The 21,682-nt window shown below is 63.2% G+C and carries 19 protein-coding genes; 9 read left to right on the top strand and 10 right to left on the bottom strand.

Annotation, left to right across the window (positions count from 1 at the left end):
- Positions 1-216: 216 nt before the first annotated feature.
- From dnaA to RBB16_RS02635, 7 genes are all read left to right on the top strand, one after another.
- Positions 217-1,605 carry a chromosomal replication initiator protein DnaA gene (gene dnaA / locus RBB16_RS02605; RefSeq protein WP_306044656.1) on the top strand — a complete coding sequence of 463 codons (1,389 nt, stop codon included), beginning with the start codon at positions 217-219 and terminating at the stop codon, positions 1,603-1,605.
- 223 nt (positions 1,606-1,828) lie between these two features.
- Positions 1,829-2,947 (top strand): DNA polymerase III subunit beta, encoded by a 1,119-nt coding sequence (dnaN, locus tag RBB16_RS02610; RefSeq protein WP_306044657.1) that lies wholly within the window; start codon positions 1,829-1,831, stop codon positions 2,945-2,947.
- Positions 2,948-2,956: 9 nt separating this feature from the next.
- On the top strand, positions 2,957-3,367 hold the full coding sequence (locus RBB16_RS02615) for a type II toxin-antitoxin system PemK/MazF family toxin (RefSeq protein WP_306044658.1): 411 nt from the start codon (positions 2,957-2,959) through the stop codon (positions 3,365-3,367).
- Between the two features lie 187 nt (positions 3,368-3,554).
- The gene (gene recF, locus RBB16_RS02620; protein WP_306044659.1) at positions 3,555-4,664 is read left to right on the top strand and encodes a DNA replication/repair protein RecF; all 1,110 of its coding nucleotides are present in this window, start codon (positions 3,555-3,557) and stop codon (positions 4,662-4,664) included.
- A gap of 3 nt (positions 4,665-4,667) precedes the next feature.
- Positions 4,668-5,111, top strand: coding sequence for a VOC family protein (locus RBB16_RS02625; protein WP_306044660.1), 444 nt, complete (start codon positions 4,668-4,670; stop codon positions 5,109-5,111).
- Entirely contained in the window at positions 5,101-5,634 is a 534-nt protein-coding gene (locus RBB16_RS02630; protein ID WP_306044661.1) for a GNAT family N-acetyltransferase, read from the top strand. Before RBB16_RS02625 ends, RBB16_RS02630 begins: the two co-directional genes overlap by 11 nt.
- 9 nt (positions 5,635-5,643) lie before the next feature.
- Complete coding sequence (locus tag RBB16_RS02635; RefSeq protein ID WP_306044662.1) at positions 5,644-6,264, top strand: LysE family translocator; 621 nt, start codon at positions 5,644-5,646, stop codon at positions 6,262-6,264.
- Here the strand turns inward: RBB16_RS02635 and RBB16_RS02640 are convergent.
- Together RBB16_RS02640 and RBB16_RS02645 are read right to left on the bottom strand one after the other, a co-directional pair.
- Positions 6,261-7,007 carry a type II CAAX endopeptidase family protein gene (locus RBB16_RS02640; protein WP_306044663.1) on the bottom strand — a complete coding sequence of 249 codons (747 nt, stop codon included), beginning with the start codon at positions 7,005-7,007 and terminating at the stop codon, positions 6,261-6,263. The two genes, RBB16_RS02635 and RBB16_RS02640, sit on opposite strands and share 4 nt — an antisense overlap.
- Positions 7,004-7,594 (bottom strand): TetR/AcrR family transcriptional regulator, encoded by a 591-nt coding sequence (locus RBB16_RS02645; protein WP_306044664.1) that lies wholly within the window; start codon positions 7,592-7,594, stop codon positions 7,004-7,006. The genes RBB16_RS02640 and RBB16_RS02645 overlap by 4 nt, the downstream gene beginning before the upstream one ends.
- 152 nt (positions 7,595-7,746) lie before the next feature.
- Between RBB16_RS02645 and gyrB the strand changes: the two genes are divergently transcribed.
- Together gyrB and RBB16_RS02655 are read left to right on the top strand one after the other, a co-directional pair.
- Complete coding sequence (gene gyrB, locus RBB16_RS02650) at positions 7,747-10,164, top strand: DNA topoisomerase (ATP-hydrolyzing) subunit B (RefSeq protein WP_306044665.1); 2,418 nt, start codon at positions 7,747-7,749, stop codon at positions 10,162-10,164.
- Between the two features lie 124 nt (positions 10,165-10,288).
- Entirely contained in the window at positions 10,289-10,714 is a 426-nt protein-coding gene (locus tag RBB16_RS02655; RefSeq protein WP_306044666.1) for a rhodanese-like domain-containing protein, read from the top strand.
- A gap of 16 nt (positions 10,715-10,730) precedes the next feature.
- Here RBB16_RS02655 and RBB16_RS02660 read toward each other — a convergent pair whose 3' ends face one another.
- The 8 genes from RBB16_RS02660 to RBB16_RS02695 form a co-directional block, all read right to left on the bottom strand.
- Positions 10,731-12,275, bottom strand: coding sequence for a trimethylamine methyltransferase family protein (locus RBB16_RS02660; protein ID WP_306044667.1), 1,545 nt, complete (start codon positions 12,273-12,275; stop codon positions 10,731-10,733).
- A complete protein-coding gene (locus RBB16_RS02665) occupies positions 12,268-13,101 on the bottom strand; it encodes an isocitrate lyase/phosphoenolpyruvate mutase family protein (RefSeq protein ID WP_306044668.1) in 834 nt (277 codons plus the stop codon). Before RBB16_RS02665 ends, RBB16_RS02660 begins: the two co-directional genes overlap by 8 nt.
- Positions 13,098-15,542 (bottom strand): FAD-dependent oxidoreductase, encoded by a 2,445-nt coding sequence (locus tag RBB16_RS02670; protein ID WP_306044669.1) that lies wholly within the window; start codon positions 15,540-15,542, stop codon positions 13,098-13,100. The genes RBB16_RS02665 and RBB16_RS02670 overlap by 4 nt, the downstream gene beginning before the upstream one ends.
- An 11-nt stretch (positions 15,543-15,553) precedes the next feature.
- Positions 15,554-16,450, bottom strand: a complete 897-nt coding sequence (locus tag RBB16_RS02675) for a homocysteine S-methyltransferase family protein (RefSeq protein WP_306044670.1) — start codon at positions 16,448-16,450, stop codon at positions 15,554-15,556.
- On the bottom strand, positions 16,447-18,894 hold the full coding sequence (locus tag RBB16_RS02680) for an FAD-dependent oxidoreductase (protein WP_306044671.1): 2,448 nt from the start codon (positions 18,892-18,894) through the stop codon (positions 16,447-16,449). Before RBB16_RS02680 ends, RBB16_RS02675 begins: the two co-directional genes overlap by 4 nt.
- Positions 18,895-18,905: 11 nt before the next feature.
- Positions 18,906-19,460, bottom strand: a complete 555-nt coding sequence (locus tag RBB16_RS02685) for a helix-turn-helix domain-containing protein (protein ID WP_071689470.1) — start codon at positions 19,458-19,460, stop codon at positions 18,906-18,908.
- 147 nt (positions 19,461-19,607) lie between these two features.
- Entirely contained in the window at positions 19,608-20,672 is a 1,065-nt protein-coding gene (locus RBB16_RS02690) for an AbrB family transcriptional regulator (RefSeq protein WP_306044672.1), read from the bottom strand.
- Complete coding sequence (locus tag RBB16_RS02695; protein ID WP_306044673.1) at positions 20,669-21,580, bottom strand: rhodanese-related sulfurtransferase; 912 nt, start codon at positions 21,578-21,580, stop codon at positions 20,669-20,671. Before RBB16_RS02695 ends, RBB16_RS02690 begins: the two co-directional genes overlap by 4 nt.
- Between the last annotated feature and the right edge of the window lie 102 nt (positions 21,581-21,682).

The raw sequence follows: 21,682 nt of genomic DNA on the forward strand, positions 1-21,682 counted from the left end.
GGGTGACAGTGCGCGTTTGTCAGGTTCAGGGTATCTGATCGGCCGGACTCGGTCGTTTCCCTTTCTTGCGCATGGCGGGGCAAGGTGCGGGTTCCGCATCAGTCATGCGCAGGGTGACACGGACTGCGGGGACCGTGAAGGCAAAGGGTTAGGGCGGCAAACGGATCGCCCGCACAGGTCCGCAAAGGACCGTGTTCTAAGAATGACGGGAACAGGATGACACAAGACGAATGGGGACACGTTCGGGGCGAACTGCTGAAATCGGTTGGAAAGAACAATTTTTCGGCCTGGATTGATCCGATAACCTTTGAAGGGATCGAAGGCCGCACCGCACAGCTCGTCGTGCCCACCAGTTTCATCGGCACATGGGTGTCCCAGCATTTCGGCGACGTGATCCTGCGGCACATGATGTCCGCCGGGGCCGAGGTGGACCGGATCGAGTTTTCCGTCGATGCGCAAGGCCGGGCCAGTGGCGCGACCCAGGTCGAGCCCGTGGCCAAGCCGGCACCCAAACCGTCCGTGAATGGCACGCGCTCCGCGCCTGCGGCCACCACCGCGCAAGAGCTGCCGGAATCGACCCTGAACGCCAATTTCACCTTCGCCGATTTCGTCGTCGGCAAGCCCAATGAACTGGCCCACGCCGCCGCGCGCCGCGTGGCCGAGGGCGGACCGGTCTCGTTCAATCCGCTGTTTCTCTATGGCGGGGTCGGTCTCGGCAAGACCCACCTGATGCACGCCATCGCGTGGGAGCTGCGCAACAACAAGCCCGATCTCAAGGTCATCTACCTGTCTGCGGAACAGTTCATGTACCGCTTCATCCGCGCGCTGCGCGATCAGGACACGCTGTCCTTCAAGGAGGTCTTCCGCTCGATCGACGTGCTGATGGTCGATGACGTGCAGTTCATCGCGGGCAAGAACTCCACGCAGGAAGAATTCTTCCACACCTTCAATGCGCTGGTGGAACTGGGCAAGCAGATCATCATCTCGGGCGACCGCGCGCCCGTGGATATGGAAGAGCTGGACAATCGCATCGCCTCTCGCCTGCAATGCGGCCTTGTCGTCGACCTGCACCCCACGGATTACGAATTGCGGCTCGGCATCCTGCAACAAAAGGTCGATGCACAGCGTGAGCGCACCCCCGATCTCAAGATCGCACCGGGCGTACTGGAGTTCATCGCACATCGCATTTCGTCCAACGTCCGGGTTCTGGAGGGCGCGCTGACGCGGCTCTTTGCCTTCGCTGACCTGATCGGCTGCGAGATCACCATGGACCTGACCCAAGAATGCCTGTCCGACATCCTGCGCGCGTCTGACCGCAAGGTCACCATGGATGAGATCATCAAAAAGACCTGCGAACACTACCACCTGCGCCAGTCCGACCTGATGAGCCCGAGCCGCGCCCGCAACATCGCGCGGCCCCGGCAGATGGCCATGTATCTTTGCAAGAAGCTGACTACCCGCAGCCTGCCCGAGATCGGGCGCAAGTTCGGCGGGCGCGATCACACCACGATCCTGCACGGCGTGCGCAAGATCGAGGAACTGATCTCGGTCGACAGCCAGATCGCCGAGGACGCGGAACTGCTGCGGCGGATGCTGGAAGCCTGATCGCTCCTTCTTCTTGGCGAAAATACTCCGGGGGTGCGGGGGCAGCGCCTCCGCCCGGGTCGACGCCGTAAGGCGGCGAAACCCGGCATCTCGCCTCATTTCCCCGGTTTTTTCCACCCGCCCCATTGACCTTGGCCCGGCATTGGGGACACTCGAAAAAACACTTGTGCTTGCGGGCAAAGAGGCTACCCTCGCCGCCCCGCATACCGTCGGAGCCAGGGACATGAAAATCAGTATCGAACGCGCGGCATTGCTTAAGGCCGTATCGCAGGCCCAGTCTGTTGTGGAACGCCGCAACACCATTCCGATCCTTGCGAATGTGCTGATCGAGGCCGAGGGCGACACTGCCAGTTTCCGCGCGACCGACCTTGATATCGAAGTGGTGGACAAGACCGCCGCCGTGGTGGAACGCCCCGGCGCGACCACCGTTTCCGCCGTGACCTTGCATGAAATCGTGCGCAAGCTGCCCGACGGCGCGCTTGTGCAGCTTTCCGACGACGGCACCTCCGGCAGGCTCGAGGTCAATGCCGGCCGCTCCTCCTTCCAGCTGGCGACGCTGCCGCGTGAAGATTTCCCGGTGATGACCTCCTCGGAATACAGCGCCAATTTCTCGGCCAAGGCGCCCGATCTGCGCAGGCTCTTCGACAAGTCGAAATTCGCGATCTCGACCGAGGAAACCCGCTATTACCTCAACGGTGTCTACATGCATGTGGCGCAAGGCGAAGACGGCCCGGCCCTGCGCTGTGTGGCGACCGACGGTCATCGGCTGGCGCGCGTGGACATGCCGCTGCCGCAAGGGGCGGAGAACATGCCCGGCGTGATCGTGCCCCGCAAAACCGTGGGCGAGCTGCGCAAGCTGCTGGATGATGACGAGATGTCGATTGCTGTGTCGGTGTCGGAAACCAAGGTGCGCTTCGCGACGCCCGACATCACCCTGACATCCAAGGTCATCGACGGCACCTTCCCCGACTACACGCGGGTCATTCCCATGGGCAACACCCGCCGGATGGAAGTGGACGCCAGCGAGTTCGCCAAGGCCGTGGACCGGGTGGCAACGGTGTCCTCCGAACGCTCGCGCGCGGTGAAACTGTCGCTCGACGAAGACCGGCTGATCCTGTCCGTCAACGCCCCCGACAGCGGCGCGGCAGAGGAAGAGCTGGCCGTGGCCTATGGCGACGAGAAGCTGGAGATCGGGTTCAACGCCAAATACCTGCTGGAGATTGCCAGTCAGGTGGACCGGGAGAACGCGGTATTCCTGTTCAACTCCTCCGGCGACCCGACCCTGATGCGCGAGGGCAATGACACAAGCGCGGTCTATGTCGTGATGCCCATGCGGGTGTGAGGTCTCAGTTTGGCACTCAGGTACCACCCGAAACAGGGTACAATAGTATTAGTTCGTTTTGACAAGGCATTCAAACAACCAGAGATGGTTAAGTCGCGCCCGTGCATTGTCATCTCAAAGCGTATCAAACAACGGCCCAATCTGGTCACTGTCGTTCCACTGAGTACGACAGAACCAAACCCCGTGATGCCATATCATTGCGAAATACCAGTCGAAATGGAGCTTCCAAAGCGGTGGAACGCAACCCACTGCTGGGTTAAGGGCGATATGATCTATGCACTCAACTTTGAGCGCGTGGATTTGTTCAATCTTGGGCGCGGCACAGACGGTCGTCGAATGTACCAAACCAAAACCGTTTCAGAGGAGACATTCGCTCATGTAAAGCGGTGCGTCCTAGCAGGCCTAGGCTTCCAACCTTGACTTTTTGTGATGGGAAGCGTATCTGTCGGGTCGATGCGGCACTGGCAACATCCGCTTCAAGACCTTGTGATTGCAAGGCCATCAGGCCCTCCGGCGACACCAAGCCGTGACCTGATGCAGATAAGGCCCCGCAATTGCGGGGCTTTTTTCTTGGCGGTTGTCAGAAACCTAAACTATAGCCGATGCAATGCACCTATACATCTCAAGCCTACAGCTCTCGCATTTCCGGTCGCATAGACGGGCGTCCATGGCGCTGGACGGGCGGCCCGTGGCGCTTTTCGGCCCCAATGGCGCGGGCAAGACCAATGTTCTTGAAGCGGTGTCGCTGCTGTCTCCAGGTCGTGGGTTGCGCAGGGCCGCAGCCGAAGAAATGGCGCGGCGGCCAGAGGCGCTTGGCTGGAAGATCAAGGCGGAGCTGGTCACCGGCGGGCGGTTCCATGAGCTGGAGATGGGCGCCGAGGCGGGGCAGTCCCGCAGCCTCAAGATCGACGGCAAGCCCGAGCCGCAACTGGCGTTGGCGGGGCTCGCGCGGATTGTCTGGCTGATCCCGGCGCAGGACCGCCTCTGGATCGAAGGCGCCGAGGGGCGGCGGCGATTTCTGGACCGGATGACCATGAGCTTTTTCCCCGATCACGGCGAGGCGGTTCTGACCCATGAAAAGGCCATGCGCGAACGCAACCGGATGCTGAAGGATATGGTGCGCGACGCGATGTGGTACGAGGCGGTCGAGGCGCAGATGTCCGAGGCCGCGGCGCGGATCACCCGGCACCGGGCGGAGGCCGTGCAACGGTTAACGGACGCGCAGAAGGGGGCTGAGACGGCCTTTCCGGTGGCGGAGTTGTCGCTGATCGAAGGCGAGGGCAGCGAGGGGCTGGTCAACTCCGACGACTTCGCCACCGCGCATATGCAGTCCCGCCCCCGCGACATGGCGGCGGGCCGCAGCCTGATCGGCCCGCATCGCAGCGATCTTGGCGCGGTCTATGCCGTGAAACAGACCGAGGCGCGGCTCTGTTCGACGGGGGAGCAGAAGGCGCTGCTCATTTCGCTGATCCTGGCCAATGCCCGCGCATTGAAGGCCGAGACCGGTGTTGCGCCGCTGGTTCTGCTCGACGAAGTGGCGGCGCATCTGGACGCGGGCAGGCGCGCGGCGCTGTTCGATGAGATCTGCGCGCTTGGCGGGCAAGCCTGGATGACCGGCACGGGGCCGGAGCTGTTTGAGGAACTGGGCGACAGGGCGCAGGCATTTGAAATCACGGAAGCGGATGGACAATCCACTGTTCAGAAAATGGGAGAGTAACCAATGACACCGCAACGCATCACCCTCGTTACCCTTGGCGTTGCCGATATGGCGCGCGCCCGCGCATTCTACGAAGCGCTTGGATGGGAGCGGCATCCGGAAAGCCAGGAGGCGGTGACGTTCTATCAGGCCAACGGGTTTGCCTTCGGGCTGTTCGGGCTGGAGGATTTGGCGAAGGATCAGGGGCGGCCCGGTGCAGCGCTTGGCACCGGGGCCACGACACTAGCCCAGAACTTCGCGACCGAGGCCGAGGTTGATGCGGCCTATGCCCGCGCGCTGGCCGCAGGGGCGGCGCCGCTGAAAGCGCCGGAGAAAGTCTTCTGGGGCGGCTATTCGGGCTATTTCGCGGACCCCGACGGCCATGTCTGGGAACTGGCGATGAACCCTTACTGGCCGCTGAATGACGACGGCAGCCTGACCTTGCCGGGGCCAAGCGATGCAGATTGAAGCCATCCACGAGATCGACCTGACACGCGGGCAGGACGCGGAGATCGCCGCGCTGCTCACCCGTGCTTTTGGCGAAGGGGCCGGATATGGCTCCATGTCCTTCTACAACCAGAGGCACCACTTACGGCTTCTGGCACGGCTTGACGGGGTGCTGGTGGGTCACTTTGCGCTTGCCTATCGGTGGATACGGATGGGCGATGAACGCGTGCAGATCGTCGGCATTGGCGAGGTGGCCACCGATCCCGACCATCGGGGAAAGGGCATTGCCTCGGCTTTGATGACAGCCACCAAAGAGCGTGCCGGCGCCACTCTTGCCGATTTTCTCGTGCTGTTCGGCGTGCGCCCGCTATACGAGGGAACGGGATTCGCCGCGAAGGACAACATCGTGCGCCACATGGGAATCGAGAATGATCACAGCACCGGTATCCTTGAGGGGAGAGACACCAAATTGAAGGTTCTTCAACTCGGGGACATCGAATGGGATGACGCGGCTGTGATCGACCTGCTTGGCCCCAGTTTCTAGGGGCGCCCGATGACCATCACCGCATTTGACATGGCGCTCTATGCCGGGGCGCTGTTCGTTCTGTTCCTGACACCGGGACCGGTCTGGCTGGCGCTGGCCGCGCGTACCCTGGCGCATGGGGTCGGCGCGGCGTTGCCGCTGATTCTGGGCGTCGCGCTTGGGGATGTGGCGTGGAGCCTTGTGGCCATCTTGGGACTGAGCTGGGTCGTGCAGACCTACTCGGGAATCATGGTCGTCCTGCGCTGGCTGGCCGTCGCGGTCTTTGCGCTGATGGGGCTGTTGATCATCCGGCATGCGGACCAGGGGATCGAGGCCAACAGCCGCCTGAACCGCAAGGGGGCCTGGGCCGGTTTCATCGCGGGGCTGGCAGCCATTCTGGCCAACCCAAAGGCGATCCTGTTCTACATGGGGATGCTGCCGGGGTTCTTTGACATCTCGCAACTGACCCGGATCGACATCGCGATCATCGCCGCCATTTCCATGTGTGTGCCGGTAATAGGCAATCTGATGTTCGCCAGTTTCGTAGACCGGGCGCGGCGGCTGATCACCTCACCCGGCGCGCTGAAGCGGACCAACCAGATCGCGGGCGGCCTGCTGATCTGCGTGGCGGTCGTGATCGCGCTGACCTAGGCGCGGATTGTCACCCACCCCGTGACAGCCAGTGCAATCGCCCAGTAGGGCAGCAGCGTCGCGCGGAAGTAACTGACGGAGTCGCCGAGGCCGCCAATCAGCGCGACCCCGGCCGTGACGTTCACGGCAAGATGGAACAGGATCGCAGGCGCGATGGAGGTGCTGAGATGGGTCATGCCCCCCAGGATCACCGCGTAGGCCATGACATGCGCCGCGAAAAGCGGGATGGGCAGTTCTGATTGGGGAGACTCCACCAGCCATAGCGGCAGGTGCCACATGAACCAGACCACCCCCACCACCAGCGAGGCCGAGAACCACCCAATTTGTCCCGCCAGCATGGGCTGCATCACGCCACGCCAGCCCAGTTCCTCGCCCAATGGGCCGAGGATCAGGTTGAACAGCACCAGCTTGCTGGCCATCGCGATTGTCAGCAGATGCGCGTCAGGCAGGCCCCCATGCCGGTAGGCGGCGATCAGCAGGGCCATGATCGGCGTCAGGGACATGATCCAGACAGGTAGCGGCACATCACTTAGCATCACTGCCCGCTGCAAGAGCCCTGCAAGCTCTCCGGATCGGGCTGCAAGAACGATCGCGGCAAGGGACGGTCCCCAGACCGCGAGCAGCCAGACCGGCAGACCGCGCGCGGACTCTGGCGACTGCGCACCCGGAACCCAGTAGATGCCCGCGAAGGCGACAAGCGAGATCAGGAAGGTCAGCAGGATGAACGGGGTCAGCGCCATCATGGCGTTCCGTCCAATGCCGTCAGGACCGGGGCGAACAGTCCGGGCTTGTCGAGCATGGCTTCACATCCGATCAGGGCGCTGCGGGCAAAGGATACCGCCGCGTCCTGCGTCCAATGCCCGGTCAGAACCTGCCGGGTAATGCGGTGATTGACGGACAGGATGATCTGCGCGGCGTGCTCTGCGGGCATCGGCAGATTGCCGGATTGTGACAGGGCCTCTTCAATCAACGGTGCGAGATGCCTGTCCTGCGCTGTTTCCAGATAGCCGAGATAGAGCGTGATATCGTCCGGTGCGGTCAGGCTGTCCTCAACGCCCGCTGGCGCGTCCAGATAGGCCGAGCCTTTCGTCAGCAAGGCACAAAGATCCGGTCCGGCAGCTTTCGCCAGGGCCTTCTGCTCTCGGTCCACCAACGCCTGAAGCACTGCCGATTTCGACCCAAAATGGTGATAGAATCCGCCGCGCGACAGGCCTGTTTCAGCGCGAATATGCTCTATCTGAACTTCGGCATAGCCATGGTTGAGAAACAGCTTCAGCGCCACATCCAGAATCTGGTCAACCCTGTCTTTGGATGATTTCCGAACGCGCATGGCGGGTCTCCGTGATTCTACCGACACATGTCGGTATAAGGCATTGGCGCCTCTGCCGCAACATCACCACCCCCCCTAAATATTGTGTCTGACCCGTGACATTGCCTGCCGCGCCACGTATAAGAAACCGACAAGAAAAACAGGGGTCTTACATGGCCGAAAACGCGCAGGCACCCGCCGAATACGGTGCGGATTCCATTAAAGTTCTCAAAGGGTTGGAGGCAGTCCGCAAACGCCCCGGTATGTATATCGGGGATACGGACGATGGCTCGGGCCTGCACCACATGGTGTATGAGGTCGTGGACAACGGCATTGACGAGGCTCTGGCGGGCCACGCTGATGCCGTTACGGTCACGATCCACGCCGACAGTTCCGTCTCGGTCCGCGACAACGGGCGCGGTATTCCGGTGGGAATTCACGAGGAGGAAGGCGTTTCCGCGGCAGAGGTCATCATGACCCAGCTTCACGCGGGCGGTAAGTTCGACGACAACGCCTACAAGGTCTCTGGCGGTCTGCATGGCGTGGGCGTGTCGGTGGTGAACGCGCTGTCGGACTGGCTGGACCTGCGCATCTGGCGCGACGGGAAAGAGCACTACGCCCGGTTTGAACGCGGCGAGACCGTGAAGCACCTTGAGGTTGTGGGCGACGCGAATGGCGAAAAGGGCACCGAGGTGCGCTTCATGTCCTCGACCAGCACGTTTTCCAACCTCGAATACAGCTTCAAGACGCTGGAAAACCGCCTGCGGGAACTCGCCTTCCTGAATTCCGGTGTGCGCATCATCCTGCGCGACCTGCGCCCCGCCGAACCGCTGGAGTCAGAGCTTTACTATGAGGGCGGCGTGAAGGAATTCGTCCGCTATCTGGACCGGTCCAAGACCTCGGCCATGGAAGAGCCGATCTTCATCACCGGCATCCGCGACGATATCGAGATCGAGGCCGCGCTTTGGTGGAATGACAGTTACCACGAGACGGTTCTGCCCTTCACCAACAACATCCCGCAGCGCGATGGCGGCACCCATCTGGCGGGTTTCCGCGGGGCGCTGACCCGGACGATCAACCTCTATGCCAACTCGACCGGCATCGCCAAGAAAGAGAAGGTCAACTTCACCGGCGACGACGCGCGCGAGGGCCTGACCTGCGTGCTGTCCGTGAAGGTGCCCGACCCCAAGTTCAGCAGCCAGACCAAGGACAAGCTGGTTTCGTCCGAGGTGCGCCCCGCCGTCGAAGGCTTGATGAACGAAAAACTGCAGGAATGGTTCGAGGAACACCCGAACGAAGCCAAGACCATCGTTGGCAAGATCATCGAGGCGGCGCTTGCCCGCGAAGCTGCCCGCAAGGCCCGCGAACTGACCCGACGCAAGACAGCGATGGACGTGGCCAGCCTGCCCGGCAAGCTGGCCGACTGTCAGGAAAAAGACCCGTCGAAATCCGAGATTTTCCTCGTCGAGGGTGACTCCGCCGGTGGCTCTGCCAAACAGGGCCGCTCGCGGCACAATCAGGCGGTGCTGCCCCTGCGCGGCAAGATCCTGAACGTGGAACGGGCGCGGTTCGACCGGATGCTCGGCAGTCAGGAGATCGGCACGCTTATTACCGCGCTCGGCACCGGCATCGGGCGGGACGAGTTCAACATCGACAAGCTGCGCTACCACAAGATCGTCATCATGACCGATGCCGATGTGGACGGCGCGCATATCCGCACGCTGCTGCTGACCTTCTTCTTCCGGCAGATGCCCGAGATCATCGAAGGCGGATACCTCTATATCGCACAACCGCCGCTTTACAAAGTCGCGCGGGGCCGGTCCGAAGTCTATCTCAAGGACCAGTCGGCGCTGGAGGATTACCTGATCCAGATGGGGATCGAGGGCACTGTTCTGCGACTTGTCTCAGGCGAGGAGATCGCCGGGCAGGATCTGGCCCGCGTGGTCGAGGGCGCCCGCAGTTTCAAGCGTGTGCTGGAGGCCTTCCCGACCCATTACCCGCGCCGTATTCTGGAACAGGCCGCCATTGCCGGCGCCTTCGATCCGGGCCGTGCGGATGCCGACCTGCAGCGCGTCGCCGACGATGTGGCCGCCCGGCTGGACAAGGTGGCGCTGGAATATGAACGCGGCTGGCAAGGCCGGATCACCCAGGATCACGGCATCCGCCTGTCCCGCGTGCTGCGAGGGGTGGAGGAGATCCGCACGCTCGATGGCGCTGTCCTGCGCTCGGGCGAGGCGCGCAAGCTGTCGGAAGTGTCGAAACAGACCCGCGATGTCTATCGCGACCCGGCGCGGCTGTCCCGCAAGGATCGGGAGACGATCGTGCATGGTCCGATGGACCTGCTGGAAGCGATCCTGACCGAAGGCGAAAAGGGTCTGACCCTGCAACGCTACAAGGGTCTGGGGGAAATGAACCCCGATCAGCTGTGGGAAACCACGCTGGACCCCGAGGCGCGGACGCTTCTGCAGGTGAAGGTGGACGATATGGTCGAGGCCGACGATATCTTTACCAAGCTGATGGGCGATGTGGTGGAGCCGCGCCGCGAGTTCATCCAGCAGAACGCGCTGAGCGTCGAGAACCTCGATTTCTGAGGGCGAACGGTCGGGCGGGGCCAACCCTCTTGCAAGAGGGTTCAAATTCCTTGCAAGGAATTTGCCCGCCAGGCCGCAACTGTCTGTCATTCCTCGATCCCAGGGGAAAAGGAGAGCGCTTCGCATGACCATCAGACCACTCCGCCTCGCTCTTTGCCTCGCTCTCATCTCCGGCACCCCTGCCCTCGCGCAACAGGACGCCGCCATTGAGGCAATGCAGGACTACCTGATGTTCGCCGAGGAAACTGCGGGCATCATCCTGCCGCAGCAGATCGACCAGACCGTGTTCGACAATGCGCTTTTCGTCGACACCCGCAGCGCCGCACAGCACGCCGAGGCGACCATCCCCGGCGCGGTCCACATCGAATGGCGCGAGGTTCTGGACCGGATCGACGAAATCCCCGAAACCCGGATGACCATCCTCTTCTGCAACACCGGCGCGCGATCCTCTCAGGCTACTTTCGCGCTGCGCGTGGCCGGGCGAACCAACGTGGTCGTCTTGCAATCGGGTTTTGAAGGCTGGTTGCAGGACGCAGCCTATCATCCCTGACAGGCCGCGCCGCCGATCAGATCACGATATTGAATTTCTCCCGCACCGCGACGTCGATCTCGGGCGAGATCAGGTTCGGCGCGCTGGCAAGGATTGCCTGTTTCCTGGCCGTCGCGGCATCCAGCAGCATCGGTTTGCCGGCCTCTGCCCATTCCTTGGGGCTCATCCGGTTGCCGTATTTCGGATAGACGAAGTCCGATTCCATCCGCGCCAGAGTCCGGTCGGTGCCAAGGTAGTGGCCCGGCCCGCCCAGACAGACCTCGGCCATCTGATCGAGGGCCAGCGTCTCGTCATCCACCTCGATCCCGCGCACGCAGCGCAGGGCCTGACCGATCAGGTCATCGCCCAGGATCAGCGACTCATGGCAGAACCCGAGCAGCGAGGCATGCATCCCCGCCGCCTCGTAGACCATGTTCACACCCGACAGCCCGGCCATGACGTTGGAACACATCTGTTCCCATCCCGCCTGCATATCCGGCAGCTTGCTGTCCGATGCCCCCGCAGCCGCGCCGCCGGGCAGGCCGTAGAACTGGTGCATCTGCGCGCAGCCCGCCGTCAGCAGCGCCTGTTCCCCCGACCCGATCGACATGGCCCCGGTGCGCAGGTCCAGCCCGAAGGGCCAGGTGCCCATGATCGCCGGATGCCCCGGCGCGATGGCGTTGACATAGACAAGACCCGCAAGGCATTCCGCCACCCCCTGCGTGATTGCCCCCGCGATGGTCGAGGGCGCCGTGGCCCCCGCCATGCCCGCAGACAGCAGCAGGATCGGCATGCCGCCCCGAATGCAGGCTTCCATCGTTTCGCAGCTTTCGGTTGCAAAGGTCATCGGCGGCACGACAAAGCAGTTGGAGTTCGAGATAAAGGGCCGTTCCCGATAGGCCGCCTCGCCCCCCGCCAGCATATAGATCAGCTCAAAGCATTTCTCGACATGGGAGGGATCGGAGAAGGACGTCCCGATATGCTTGGTGGTGCCCGCAACCGCGCCGTAGATGGTGTTCAGGTCCATATCCAGATTGTCGGGAATATCCCGGCAGACCATGGGCCGCTGGAAGAAGTGGATATTGTCCAGCGCCTGCGTGATCCGGGCGGCGTCGTGCAAGTCCTGCGCGGTGGACTCACGGTACGTGTTGGTTTCCACATCGACCAGATGCACCGCTGCCCCGGCGGTTCCGAAATGGGTGTTGGTGCCGGACAGGTGCATGTCATATCGCGGATCGCGCCCACACAGGGTGATGTCACGCGCCGCCATGGCCAGCGTGTCTTCGACCAGGCCAGCCGGGAAGCGGATGCGGCCGTCATCGCCCAGGATTGCCCCCGCGCCGGTCAGGATCTCGATGCCCGAGTCCGGTGCGCCCGACAGGCCGATGGTTTCCAAAGCTTGAAGCGCGGCCTTGTGGATGCGCTCGATACTCGCATCCGTCAGGGGTTTCAAAGTGCCGCCGGGCATACCGGGCCGGATGGACCGGGCGTGTTCTGCGGGCGGTGCCGAGCGAAGGGCCTTGCGGGCGGCGCGGCCACCGGATCGGCGGCTACGCGCTTGGGGTTCTATTGCCTCAGTCATCTGCCATTCCTCCATTCAGCAGAATGTCGATATCGTCACCCGAGGCCGCCCGTTTCAGCGGCTCGAAATGTCCGTCGTTCAGCATCGCGCCCATGCAATCGCGGATCGCGGCATGGGTCACGCGGGCGATCTGGCTGCCGGTCGAAATACGGCGCACGCCCATGGCGGCCAGCTCGGCCACTGTCATGTCCTGCAAGGGTCCGGCGGCCAGCGCGTTAACCGGAGCAGAGACCGAGGCCAGCACCTGCGCCAGTTCCGCCTTGCCCGGTGGCACCGGCAGGTAGAGGCAATCGGCCCCCGCTGCCTCAAACGCTTGCAAACGCCGAATGCCTTCGGCCAGGTCGTAACTGCCGTTCATTACGCCATCAGCGCGGGCCACCAGCACGAAGGGCCGGCCAAGCGCGCGCGCGGCAGACGCTGCGGCCCGGATGCGCTCCACCGCCAGATCGAACGCATAGGCCGGGTTGCCCGCCACCATCTGCGTATCTTCGATCCCGCAGCCCGAAAGCCCCACCTCCGCCGCCAACCGGATGGTGTCCGCCACGCCGTCAGGGTCATCGGCAAAGCCATTCTCGAAATCGCCCGACACCGGCAGGCCGGTCGCCGCGACGATGTCTTCCGCATGGGCCAACGCCTCGTCCCGCGTGATCGTGCCCATATCGGGCCGCCCGAGGGTGAACGCCTGCGCCGCCGAGGACGTCGCCAATGCCTGCGCGCCCATGGCCGCCATCATCCGCGCCGAGCCCATATCCCACGGGTTCGGGATCACGAAACAGCCCGCGCTATGCAGCTCTGCAAACCTGTCGTGGCGGGCAGTCAGCCTCATGCCTTCACCCGTTCTGCCTTGGGGTCATACATTGGCTTCAGGCTGGCAATCGCCTTGTGCCGCTTACCCGCGATCTCGATCTCGTAGCTTGACGCCAGCACATCCGCCGCGCTTTCGCCTTCGCAGGGCACATAGCCAAGCCCCACAGCCGCGCCCAGATAGTGACCGTAATTGCCAGAGGTCAGATAGCTGACCATCTTGCCGTCACGGATCACCGCCTCGTTATGGAAGAGCATCGGTTCGGGGTCTTCCAGACGGAACTGCACCAGCCGGCGCTGAAGACCGTCCTCGCGCTTCTTCAACACCGCGTCGCGGCCAATGAATTCGCCCTTGTCAGTCTTGACCGCAAAGCCGAGCCCTGCCTCCAGCACGTGATCCTCGTCGCTGATATCGTGGCCAAAGTGGCGGAAGGCTTTTTCGGTCCGGCAGCTGTCCAGCGTGTGCAGACCGCACAGCTTCAGGCCCAGATCTGCCCCCGCTTCTTCCAGCGCTTCGAATACGTGGCAGGCCATGTCTGAGGAGACGTAAATTTCCCACCCGAGCTCCCCCACATAGGTCACGCGATGCGCGCGGGCCAATCCCATGCCAATCTCGATCTCGCGCGCCAATCCGAAGGGATGCGCCTCGTTCGAGAAATCATCGGGGCTGACCGCCTGCATCAGCTCGCGCGACTTCGGCCCCATGACGCACAGCACCGCCTCTGCCGCCGTAATGTCGGTGATCACGACGAACTCATCGCCCAGATGCCGCCGCAGCCAGGCCAGATCGCGTTGCAGGGTGGCCCCCGGAACCACGAGGAAGAAGGCCGTATCCGACAGGCGTGTCACGGTCAGATCGCATTCGATGCCGCCGCGATTGTTCAGCATCTGGGTGTAGACGATCTTGCCCGGCGCCACGTCCATATCGGCCCCGCATAGCCGCTGCAGGAAGGCCAGCGCGTCGCGCCCTTCGACCCGGATCTTGCCAAAGCTGGTCATGTCAAAGAGGCCCACGCCCTCGCGCACCGCCATATGCTCGGCCTTGTGGTTCTCGAACCAGTTCTGGCCTTTCCAGTCGTATCGGTATTCGCGTTCCTGCCCGTCAAAGGCGAACCAGTTGGCCCGTTCCCACCCGGCCATTTCGCCAAAGACCGCGCCGCGCGCCTTCAGGTGCTCGTGCAGCGGCGACCGACGCACGCCGCGCGAGGTCGTGACCTGCAGGTAAGGATAGTGATCAGCGTAGAGCAGGCCGAGCGTTTCGCTGACCCGTTCCTTGAGGTACTTGCGGTTCTTCTGGAAGGGCTGCGCCCTGCGGATGTCGGATTCCCACAGGTCGAAGGGTGGCTCGCCATCCTCCATCCATTGCGCCAGCGCCATGCCCGCGCCGCCGGAGGATACGATCCCGATGGAGTTATACCCCGCGGCAACCCAATACCCGCGCAGTTCCGGGGCTTCGCCCAGGTAATAGCGGTCATCGGGGGTGAAACTCTCAGGCCCGTTGAAGAAGGTGTGAATCCCTGCCGTCTCGAACATTGGCATCCGATTCATGGCCATGCCGAGAATGGGCTCGAAATGGTCGAAATCCTCAGGCAGAGAGTCGAACTCGAAATCCTCGGGGATGCCGTTCATGCCCCATGGCTTCGCCTTGGGTTCGAACGCGCCAAGCATCATCTTGCCTGCGTCTTCCTTGTAGTACGCACATTCGTCCGGCACGCGCAGCACCGGCAGGCGGTTCAGCCCCTCGATGGCTTCGGTCACGAGGTAGAAGTGTTCACAGGCATGCAAGGGCAGGGTCACGCCGGAGCGGGCCGCCAGATCGCGCCCCCACATACCGCCGCAATTCACCACCAGATCGGCGTTGATATGCCCGGCATCGCCGCCGCTTTCCCAATCGACGCCGGTGACTGCGCCATTTGCCTGTGTCACGCCAGTAACCTTCACGCCCTCGATCACCTGCGCACCACGCATCCGCGCGCCCTTGGCCAGGGCCATGGCGATATTCGCGGGGTCGCATTGGCCATCGAGCGGCAGATGCACCGCGCCCACGATGTCCGAGACATTCAGATGCGGATACATCTCCTTTACCTGCTCGGGCGAGATCTCGGCCACATCGACGTCAAAGGCACGCGCCAGCGTCGCCTGCCGCAGGATTTCTTCGTGCCGGTGCTCGGTCAGCGCGACGGTGATCGAGCCGTTCTGGCGCATGCCCGTGGCAACGCCGGTCTCTTCCTCCAGCTTCACGTAAAGATCGGCGGAATACTTCGCCAGCCGGGTGGCGTTCTGGCTGCCGCGCAGCTGACCGATCAGCCCCGCCGCGTGCCAGGTCGTGCCGCAGGTCAGAACCTTGCGTTCCAGCAGCACGATGTCTTTCCAGCCCAGTTTCGCCAGATGATAGGCGACCGAACAGCCAGACACGCCGCCACCGATGATGACAACACGTGCGTGGGAGGGGATCTTGGACATCTACTTGTTCCTCAGACGATCTTATGGCCCGCGGCGGTCAGCCGCCGGGCAAGTTCAGCAATATGGGCGGGGCCAACCTCGCAGCAGCCCCCGACAATCGTGGCCCCGGCATCGACCCAGCCCATGGCGAAATCGGCGTACTCGGCAGGGCCGAGATCCTTGCGGGCGCTTAGCGCATCCACGGTCGGGCGGTCCTGAAGGAAGCCGTCGGAGATCCTCGTGAACCCGTTGGCATAGGCCCCAATGGGCAGGCCAAGCGGCTTCAGGATCGTCAGGGCGGAGGTGATGGCTTCGGGGCGGGAGCAGTTGACCAGAAGTGCGTCGGGCCGGAATTCATCCATCACCGGGGCAAGGCTGCTCAACTCCTCGCCAGACCGCAGACGCGTGCCGTTCTCATCATCGACCGACACCGACAACCAGACCGGCAGCTTGGTCCCGGCGCAGCCCGCCAAAGCCCCCCGCGCCTGCAGGATCGAGGACACGGTTTCGATCAGGAACAGGTCAACCCGCCCTTCCATCAGGCGCACCAGTTCCGAATAGGCGGCGGCGGCCTCGTCTTCCGGCGGGCAGAGATCCGGCCGGTAGGAGGCGCGCAGCGGCCCAAGCGACCCGGCAATCCTGCCACCGCCATGGGCATCGCGCGCCGCTTCCGCTTCGCGCAAGGCTGTCTCGATCAGATCGGCAAAGCGATCCTCAAGGCCCTCCGGGCGCAGCCGGTCGCGCAACGCTGAATAGGTGTTGGTGGTGGCAATGGTCGCGCCGACGTTGAAGTAGTCGCCATGAACAGCGCGCACCAGCTCTGGCCGGTCCAGCATCACAGATGTGGACCAAAGCGGCGTCGGGCGATCCCCGGCACGGTGCACCAGTTCCTGCCCGATAGACCCGTCCAGAAGGGTGATCTTGGTCACGCCCGCAACCTTTCGTTTTCCGGGTCCCATAGCGGTCGGTCTTCCTGCACCACCGCGCGGAACCGTTCGCCATAGATCTCCACCTCCAGTTCCTTACCCGGCTCGGCCAGATCGGCCCGCACCATGCCAAGCGCGACCGACGCCCCCACCCGGTAGCCCCAGGCCCCCGACGTGGTTTCGCCCACGATCTGCCCGTCATGCCAGAGGCAGGACATGTAAGGTGCATCGCAATCGCCCGCGTCCACGATCAGCGTGACGAAGCGCTTCTTCACGCCCTGCTGTTTCTCGGCCATCAGCGCCGCTTTGCCGGTGAAATCCTGCGGCTTGTCGAGTTTGACGAACCGGTCCAGTCCGCCTTCGAACAGGGTGTAATCGGTCGAAAGATCCCCCTTCCACGCGCGATACCCCTTCTCGATCCGCAGGCTGTTCAGCGCCCACATGCCGAAGGGCTTGGCGCCTGCGGCAATGATCGCCTCGTAGATCGCGGGCACATCCTCGTTCGCGGCATGCACCTCCCACCCCAGTTCCCCGGTGAAGGACACGCGGATGAGGAAAGCGGGTTTGCCCGCGACGGTCGCGTGCTGATGGGTCAGCCAGCCTTGGGTCAGATCCGCATCGGTCAGCCCCGCCAGCACATCGCGTGATGTGGGGCCAGCCACGATCAGACAGTCCCGGTCGCGGGTGGTTTCCGTCACGGTCACGCCCTCGGGCACCGACCGTTTCACCAGCTCGCCATCATGCCATTGCGCCGTTGCCGCCGTGATCAGGACGAAGCTGTTTTCCTCCAGCCGGATGCAGCTCATCTCGGTCAGGATGCGGCCCCGATGGTCAGAGACATAGATCAGCCCGATCCGCCCCACCTTGGGGATGCCCCCGGTGCAGTAACCGCGCAGCCATTCATCCGCGCCGTCGCCCTTCACCCAGAAGCGAGAGAAGCCGGGCAGGTCGAGTACGCCACAGGCATCGCGCACCGCTTTGCATTCTTCCTTGATCCGTTGCTCCCACGGGCCAGAGCGGCCCCAGGTGTGGGTACTTTCCTCGCTGGTGTCGTCGCCGGGTTGCGCGAACCAGTTGGCCCGTTCCCACCCGTTATAGTCGCCCATCACACCGCCAAGCGCTTTCACCTTCTCATGCACAGGCGACAGCTTGCGGTCCGGCGCGGCGGGCCAGCGGTGCCAGGGGAAGTGCATGGCGTATTCGTTGCCATAGACCTCCATCCCCTTGGCGACGCAGTAGTCGTGGTCGGTGTAGTCGGTGTAGCGGCGCGGGTCGCAGGCCCACATGTCCCATTCGGTCGCGCCATCGACGATCCACTCGGCCAGCACCTTTCCGGCGCCGCCGCCCTGCGCGATGCCGAAGGTAAACACGCAGGCCTCGAACGCGTTTGTCACACCCGGCATCGGCCCGAGCAGCGGCATCCCGTCGGGCGCATAGGGGATCGGCCCGTTGATGATGCGGCTGATCCCGGCGGTGGCGGCGAGCGGTACGCGCTCCATCGAATCCGCAACGATCTCCTCGATCCGTTCCAGGTCATCCGTCCAAAGCTGGAAGCTGAAGTCATTTGGCACTTCATCGGGCGATCCAGCCCATTCCGCCTTACAATTCGGTTCATAGGGGCCGATGTTGAAGCCGTGCTTCTCCTGCCGGAAGTAGTAAGACACATCCACGTCACGCAGAAGCGGCAGCTTGCGGCCGTTCTCCTTCGACCATGCCTCGATCTCGGGGATTTCCTCGGTCAGCACGTATTGATGGCTCATCACCATCATCGGCACGGTGCGCCCGCCATAGGGCTTGAACCATTCGCCGACCTGCTGCGCATAGTATCCGGCGGCGTTCACCACGTAGTCGCAGGCGATATCGCCCTTGTCCGTATGGACGATCCAGCTGCCATCCTCTTTCTGCGTCACGCCCGTCGCGGGGCAAAAACGGAGGATCTTGGCCCCCATGTCGCGCGCGCCCTTGGCCAGCGCCTGCGTCAGCTGCGCGGGGTCGATATCGCCATCGTTCGGATCATATAGCGCGCCCTTGATGTCATGCGTTTCGATGAAGGGATACCGCTCCTTCACCTCCTCGGGCGTCAGAATCTCAAGGTTCATGCCCTGTTGCAGCCCCATCCCCTTGGCGCGTTCGAACTCCTGCATCCGCTCTTTCGAATGGGCCAGCCGGATCGACCCGGTCTGGTGGTAGTTCATCGGGTAATCCACCTCTTCGCCCAAGCGCGCATAAAGCTCGGTCGAATAGCGCTGCATGTTCATGACGGCCCAAGAGGTCGAAAAGGTCGGAACATTCCCCGCCGCGTGCCAGGTCGACCCTGCGGTCAGCTCGTTCTTTTCCAGCAGCACGCAGTCGGTCCAGCCCTTCTTGGCCAGATGATAGAGGCTGGATGCTCCAACGGCACCGCCCCCGATGATGACGACCTTTGCGGATGTGGGGAAATCGGCCATGGCGGATCCTTTCAGTAGACGGGGGGTGAGATCACCCAGATTGCGACGGCGGGCTCCTCATAGGGATTGGCCCAACGGTATGACTGGTCGCGCACGCGAAAGCTGTCGCCCGCGCGGATGGTGAAAGCGTCGTCATCGAGCCAGATATCCAGCTTGCCCGACATGACGAAGGCCAGTTCCTGTGTGGGGCGGGAGGTCCGTTCCATCCGGCTGGAACCGGGTTGAAAGGTCGAATGCACCACCTCGAAGGAATCGGTGAGGTCCGGCGACAGCAGCGCCTCGACCAGCCCGCCATCCTGCTCGCCCACTTTCCGCCGATTGGCGGCGCGCACGACGCGGCCCATCTCGTTTTCCGGGCCGGTGGCCTTGCCGAAAAACAGCGACAGGGGCACTTCGTAGATGCTGGCGATCTCGCGCAGGTCGCTGACGCGGGGGGTGGAGATGTCGCGCTCAACCTGGCTGATCCAGCCGACCGATTTGCCCAACCGTGCGGCCAGATCCTCCAGCGTCAACCCGCGCAGCTTGCGCAGGGATCTGAGGTCAGCTCCGAGGGAGGGGTGTTGCATGGTTCGGTCGATGCCCGTGAAATTTCGCTTGAAACATTCACAATGCGCCCGTGAAATTGTCAAAGGTTTTTTCATCACCCTTGAAAATAAGGAGAAAAGCGACGCTGAGAATGTCGTTTTTGGAAAGCTCAGGAAGTGGAGAAGGGCTTAGCCACCACGCCCAAGCCAGCGAAAGACCAGCGGGGCGGAAAAGATCACGATCACGATCCGAACGATATGGGTCAGCGAGACATAGGCGATGTCGCCGCCCATGGCGAAGGCCAGCAGGCTCATCTCGGTCAGGCCGCCGGGGGAATAGGCCAGGAAGGCCTGGCTCAGGTCGGTATCGGTCAGCGCCGCGACCACTGCGGCAAAGCCCACCCCGGTCATCAGCATCCCGACGGTCGAAAAGAAGCCCAGGAACAGGTCATGCCCCACCTCGCGCGCACTCGCCCCGATGAATCGGCAGCCGATGACCGTGCCCATGACGACCTGTGCCGCGATCACCAGAACCGTGGGCGGTGGCACGTCGACGATGTGGAAGAAATGCGCAATGCCCGACAGCAGCATCGGCCCCAGCACCGCCGCCGCGGGCAGGCGCAGCACCTTTCCCAGATAGACCCCCGCAACCGCGCAAGCCGCAAGCACCGCGTAATCGGTCAGGTCCAGTTCCCATAGCCCGACCCAGACGGCCCCACCTTGCCCGCCAGACGTCACGCCGAGGATCAAGCCGAAGAACAGTGCCACGAAGCCGATGACCAGCAGGATCCGGCTGGCATGGGCCAGCGCGATGCGCTTTTCATCGCCGCCCTGTTCGGCGCCAAGGATCAACATCTCGTTCAGCCCGCCGGGCATGGCGCTGAAATAGGCGGTGACGGGGTCGTACTTTCCGATCAGCCTGTAAAACAGAAACGACGCTCCGGCGGCTACGACCAGAAAGGGCGGCAACACGAGAAAACTGATCGCCCAATCGCCAACCGCCTCCAGGATTTCCGGCGTGATGCCAGACCCGAGCATGACCCCGATAATGGGGATCACGATGGGGCGCAGCCGGGCGGGCGGCGCGATCGGGGCATGCAGGATCGCGGCGATGGTGTTGCCGATCATCGGCCCCAGCATCCAGGGCAGCGGCATGCCGATCAGATAGGCGAAGACGCCCGATCCGATGCCGATCAGCAGGGCAAGCGCGGTGCGCGCGGATGTCGTTTGAAACAGGGTCGCGCCGGAACTCAAACCGGGCCACCGGCTAGGTGGCGTTCTCCGCGTGCCTTCGCCAGCTCGATCTGCTTCTGCCGCTCGCGGAACCGGGCGCGATCTGCGTCCGTGTGTTCAGACAGACACTGATGGCAGGACACGCCATGTTCATATTCGGCGCGCGTCTTGTCCTCTGGCAGCAGCGGACGACGGCAGGCCCTGCACAAAAGATGAGGCCCTTCCTTCAACCCGTGCCCGACCGAGACACGCTCGTCGAAAACGAAACATTCCCCGTGCCACAGGCTGTCCTCTTCCGGCACATCCTCCAGATATTGCAGGATGCCGCCCTTGAGATGATAGACCTCGTCCACCCCCTGTTCGATCAGGTAGTTGGTGGATTTCTCGCAGCGAATGCCGCCGGTGCAGAACATCGCAATCCGCTTGTTGTGGAAGCGGTCCTTGTTCGCTTCCCACCAGGCAGGAAATTCACGGAACGTCGCGGTTTCGGGATCCACCGCGCCCTCGAAGGTGCCGATCGCGATTTCGTAGTCGTTGCGCGTGTCGATCACCGCCACATCCGGCGCGGAAATCAGCGCGTTCCAATCCTCGGGCCGCACGTAATGGCCCACCTTCGCCTTGGGATCGACGCCGGGCACGCCCATGGTGACGATCTCTTTTTTCAGCCGCACTTTCATGCGGGCGAAGGGCGCATCGGTGGCTGTGCTTTCTTTCCATTCCAGATCGGCACAGCCGGGCAGGGCGCGGATATGGGCGAGCACCGCGTCAATGCCCTTGCGCGGCCCTGCGATGGTGCCGTTGATCCCCTCGGACGCGATCAGCAGCGACCCGCGCACATCCTCAGCCTCGCACAGGTCGCGCAGCGGCGCGCGCAGGGCGTCGGGATCCTCGAACCGGGTGAAGTGATAGAGCGCGGCAACGGTATACATGCGCTTCCCATACACCCGCTGCGCAGGGGCGTTCAAGACGGCACGCTTGATCGGGCGGGACGCAAGGGGCACAGTTTAACGATCCAACCCGGAGGGGCACAT

The organism is Nioella sp. MMSF_3534 (genome assembly GCF_030732985.1).
GTDB lineage: Bacteria > Pseudomonadota > Alphaproteobacteria > Rhodobacterales > Rhodobacteraceae > Nioella.

What these genes read in the sequence shown, in the direction of transcription:
- RBB16_RS02645 (WP_306044664.1), bottom strand. Translation starts at nt 7,594, where the DNA reads ATGCGCGTTCGGAAATCATCCAAAGACAGGGTTGACCAGATTCTGGAT.
- RBB16_RS02695 (WP_306044673.1), bottom strand. Translation starts at nt 21,580, where the DNA reads ATGTATACCGTTGCCGCGCTCTATCACTTCACCCGGTTCGAGGATCCC.
- RBB16_RS02665 (WP_306044668.1), bottom strand. Translation starts at nt 13,101, where the DNA reads ATGAGGCTGACTGCCCGCCACGACAGGTTTGCAGAGCTGCATAGCGCG.
- gyrB (WP_306044665.1), top strand. Translation starts at nt 7,747, where the DNA reads ATGGCCGAAAACGCGCAGGCACCCGCCGAATACGGTGCGGATTCCATT.
- RBB16_RS02670 (WP_306044669.1), bottom strand. Translation starts at nt 15,542, where the DNA reads ATGTCCAAGATCCCCTCCCACGCACGTGTTGTCATCATCGGTGGCGGC.
- dnaA (WP_306044656.1), top strand. Translation starts at nt 217, where the DNA reads ATGACACAAGACGAATGGGGACACGTTCGGGGCGAACTGCTGAAATCG.
- RBB16_RS02655 (WP_306044666.1), top strand. Translation starts at nt 10,289, where the DNA reads ATGACCATCAGACCACTCCGCCTCGCTCTTTGCCTCGCTCTCATCTCC.
- dnaN (WP_306044657.1), top strand. Translation starts at nt 1,829, where the DNA reads ATGAAAATCAGTATCGAACGCGCGGCATTGCTTAAGGCCGTATCGCAG.
- RBB16_RS02685 (WP_071689470.1), bottom strand. Translation starts at nt 19,460, where the DNA reads ATGCAACACCCCTCCCTCGGAGCTGACCTCAGATCCCTGCGCAAGCTG.
- recF (WP_306044659.1), top strand. Translation starts at nt 3,555, where the DNA reads ATGCACCTATACATCTCAAGCCTACAGCTCTCGCATTTCCGGTCGCAT.
- RBB16_RS02635 (WP_306044662.1), top strand. Translation starts at nt 5,644, where the DNA reads ATGACCATCACCGCATTTGACATGGCGCTCTATGCCGGGGCGCTGTTC.
- RBB16_RS02630 (WP_306044661.1), top strand. Translation starts at nt 5,101, where the DNA reads ATGCAGATTGAAGCCATCCACGAGATCGACCTGACACGCGGGCAGGAC.
- RBB16_RS02625 (WP_306044660.1), top strand. Translation starts at nt 4,668, where the DNA reads ATGACACCGCAACGCATCACCCTCGTTACCCTTGGCGTTGCCGATATG.
- RBB16_RS02660 (WP_306044667.1), bottom strand. Translation starts at nt 12,275, where the DNA reads ATGACTGAGGCAATAGAACCCCAAGCGCGTAGCCGCCGATCCGGTGGC.
- RBB16_RS02640 (WP_306044663.1), bottom strand. Translation starts at nt 7,007, where the DNA reads ATGATGGCGCTGACCCCGTTCATCCTGCTGACCTTCCTGATCTCGCTT.
- RBB16_RS02680 (WP_306044671.1), bottom strand. Translation starts at nt 18,894, where the DNA reads ATGGCCGATTTCCCCACATCCGCAAAGGTCGTCATCATCGGGGGCGGT.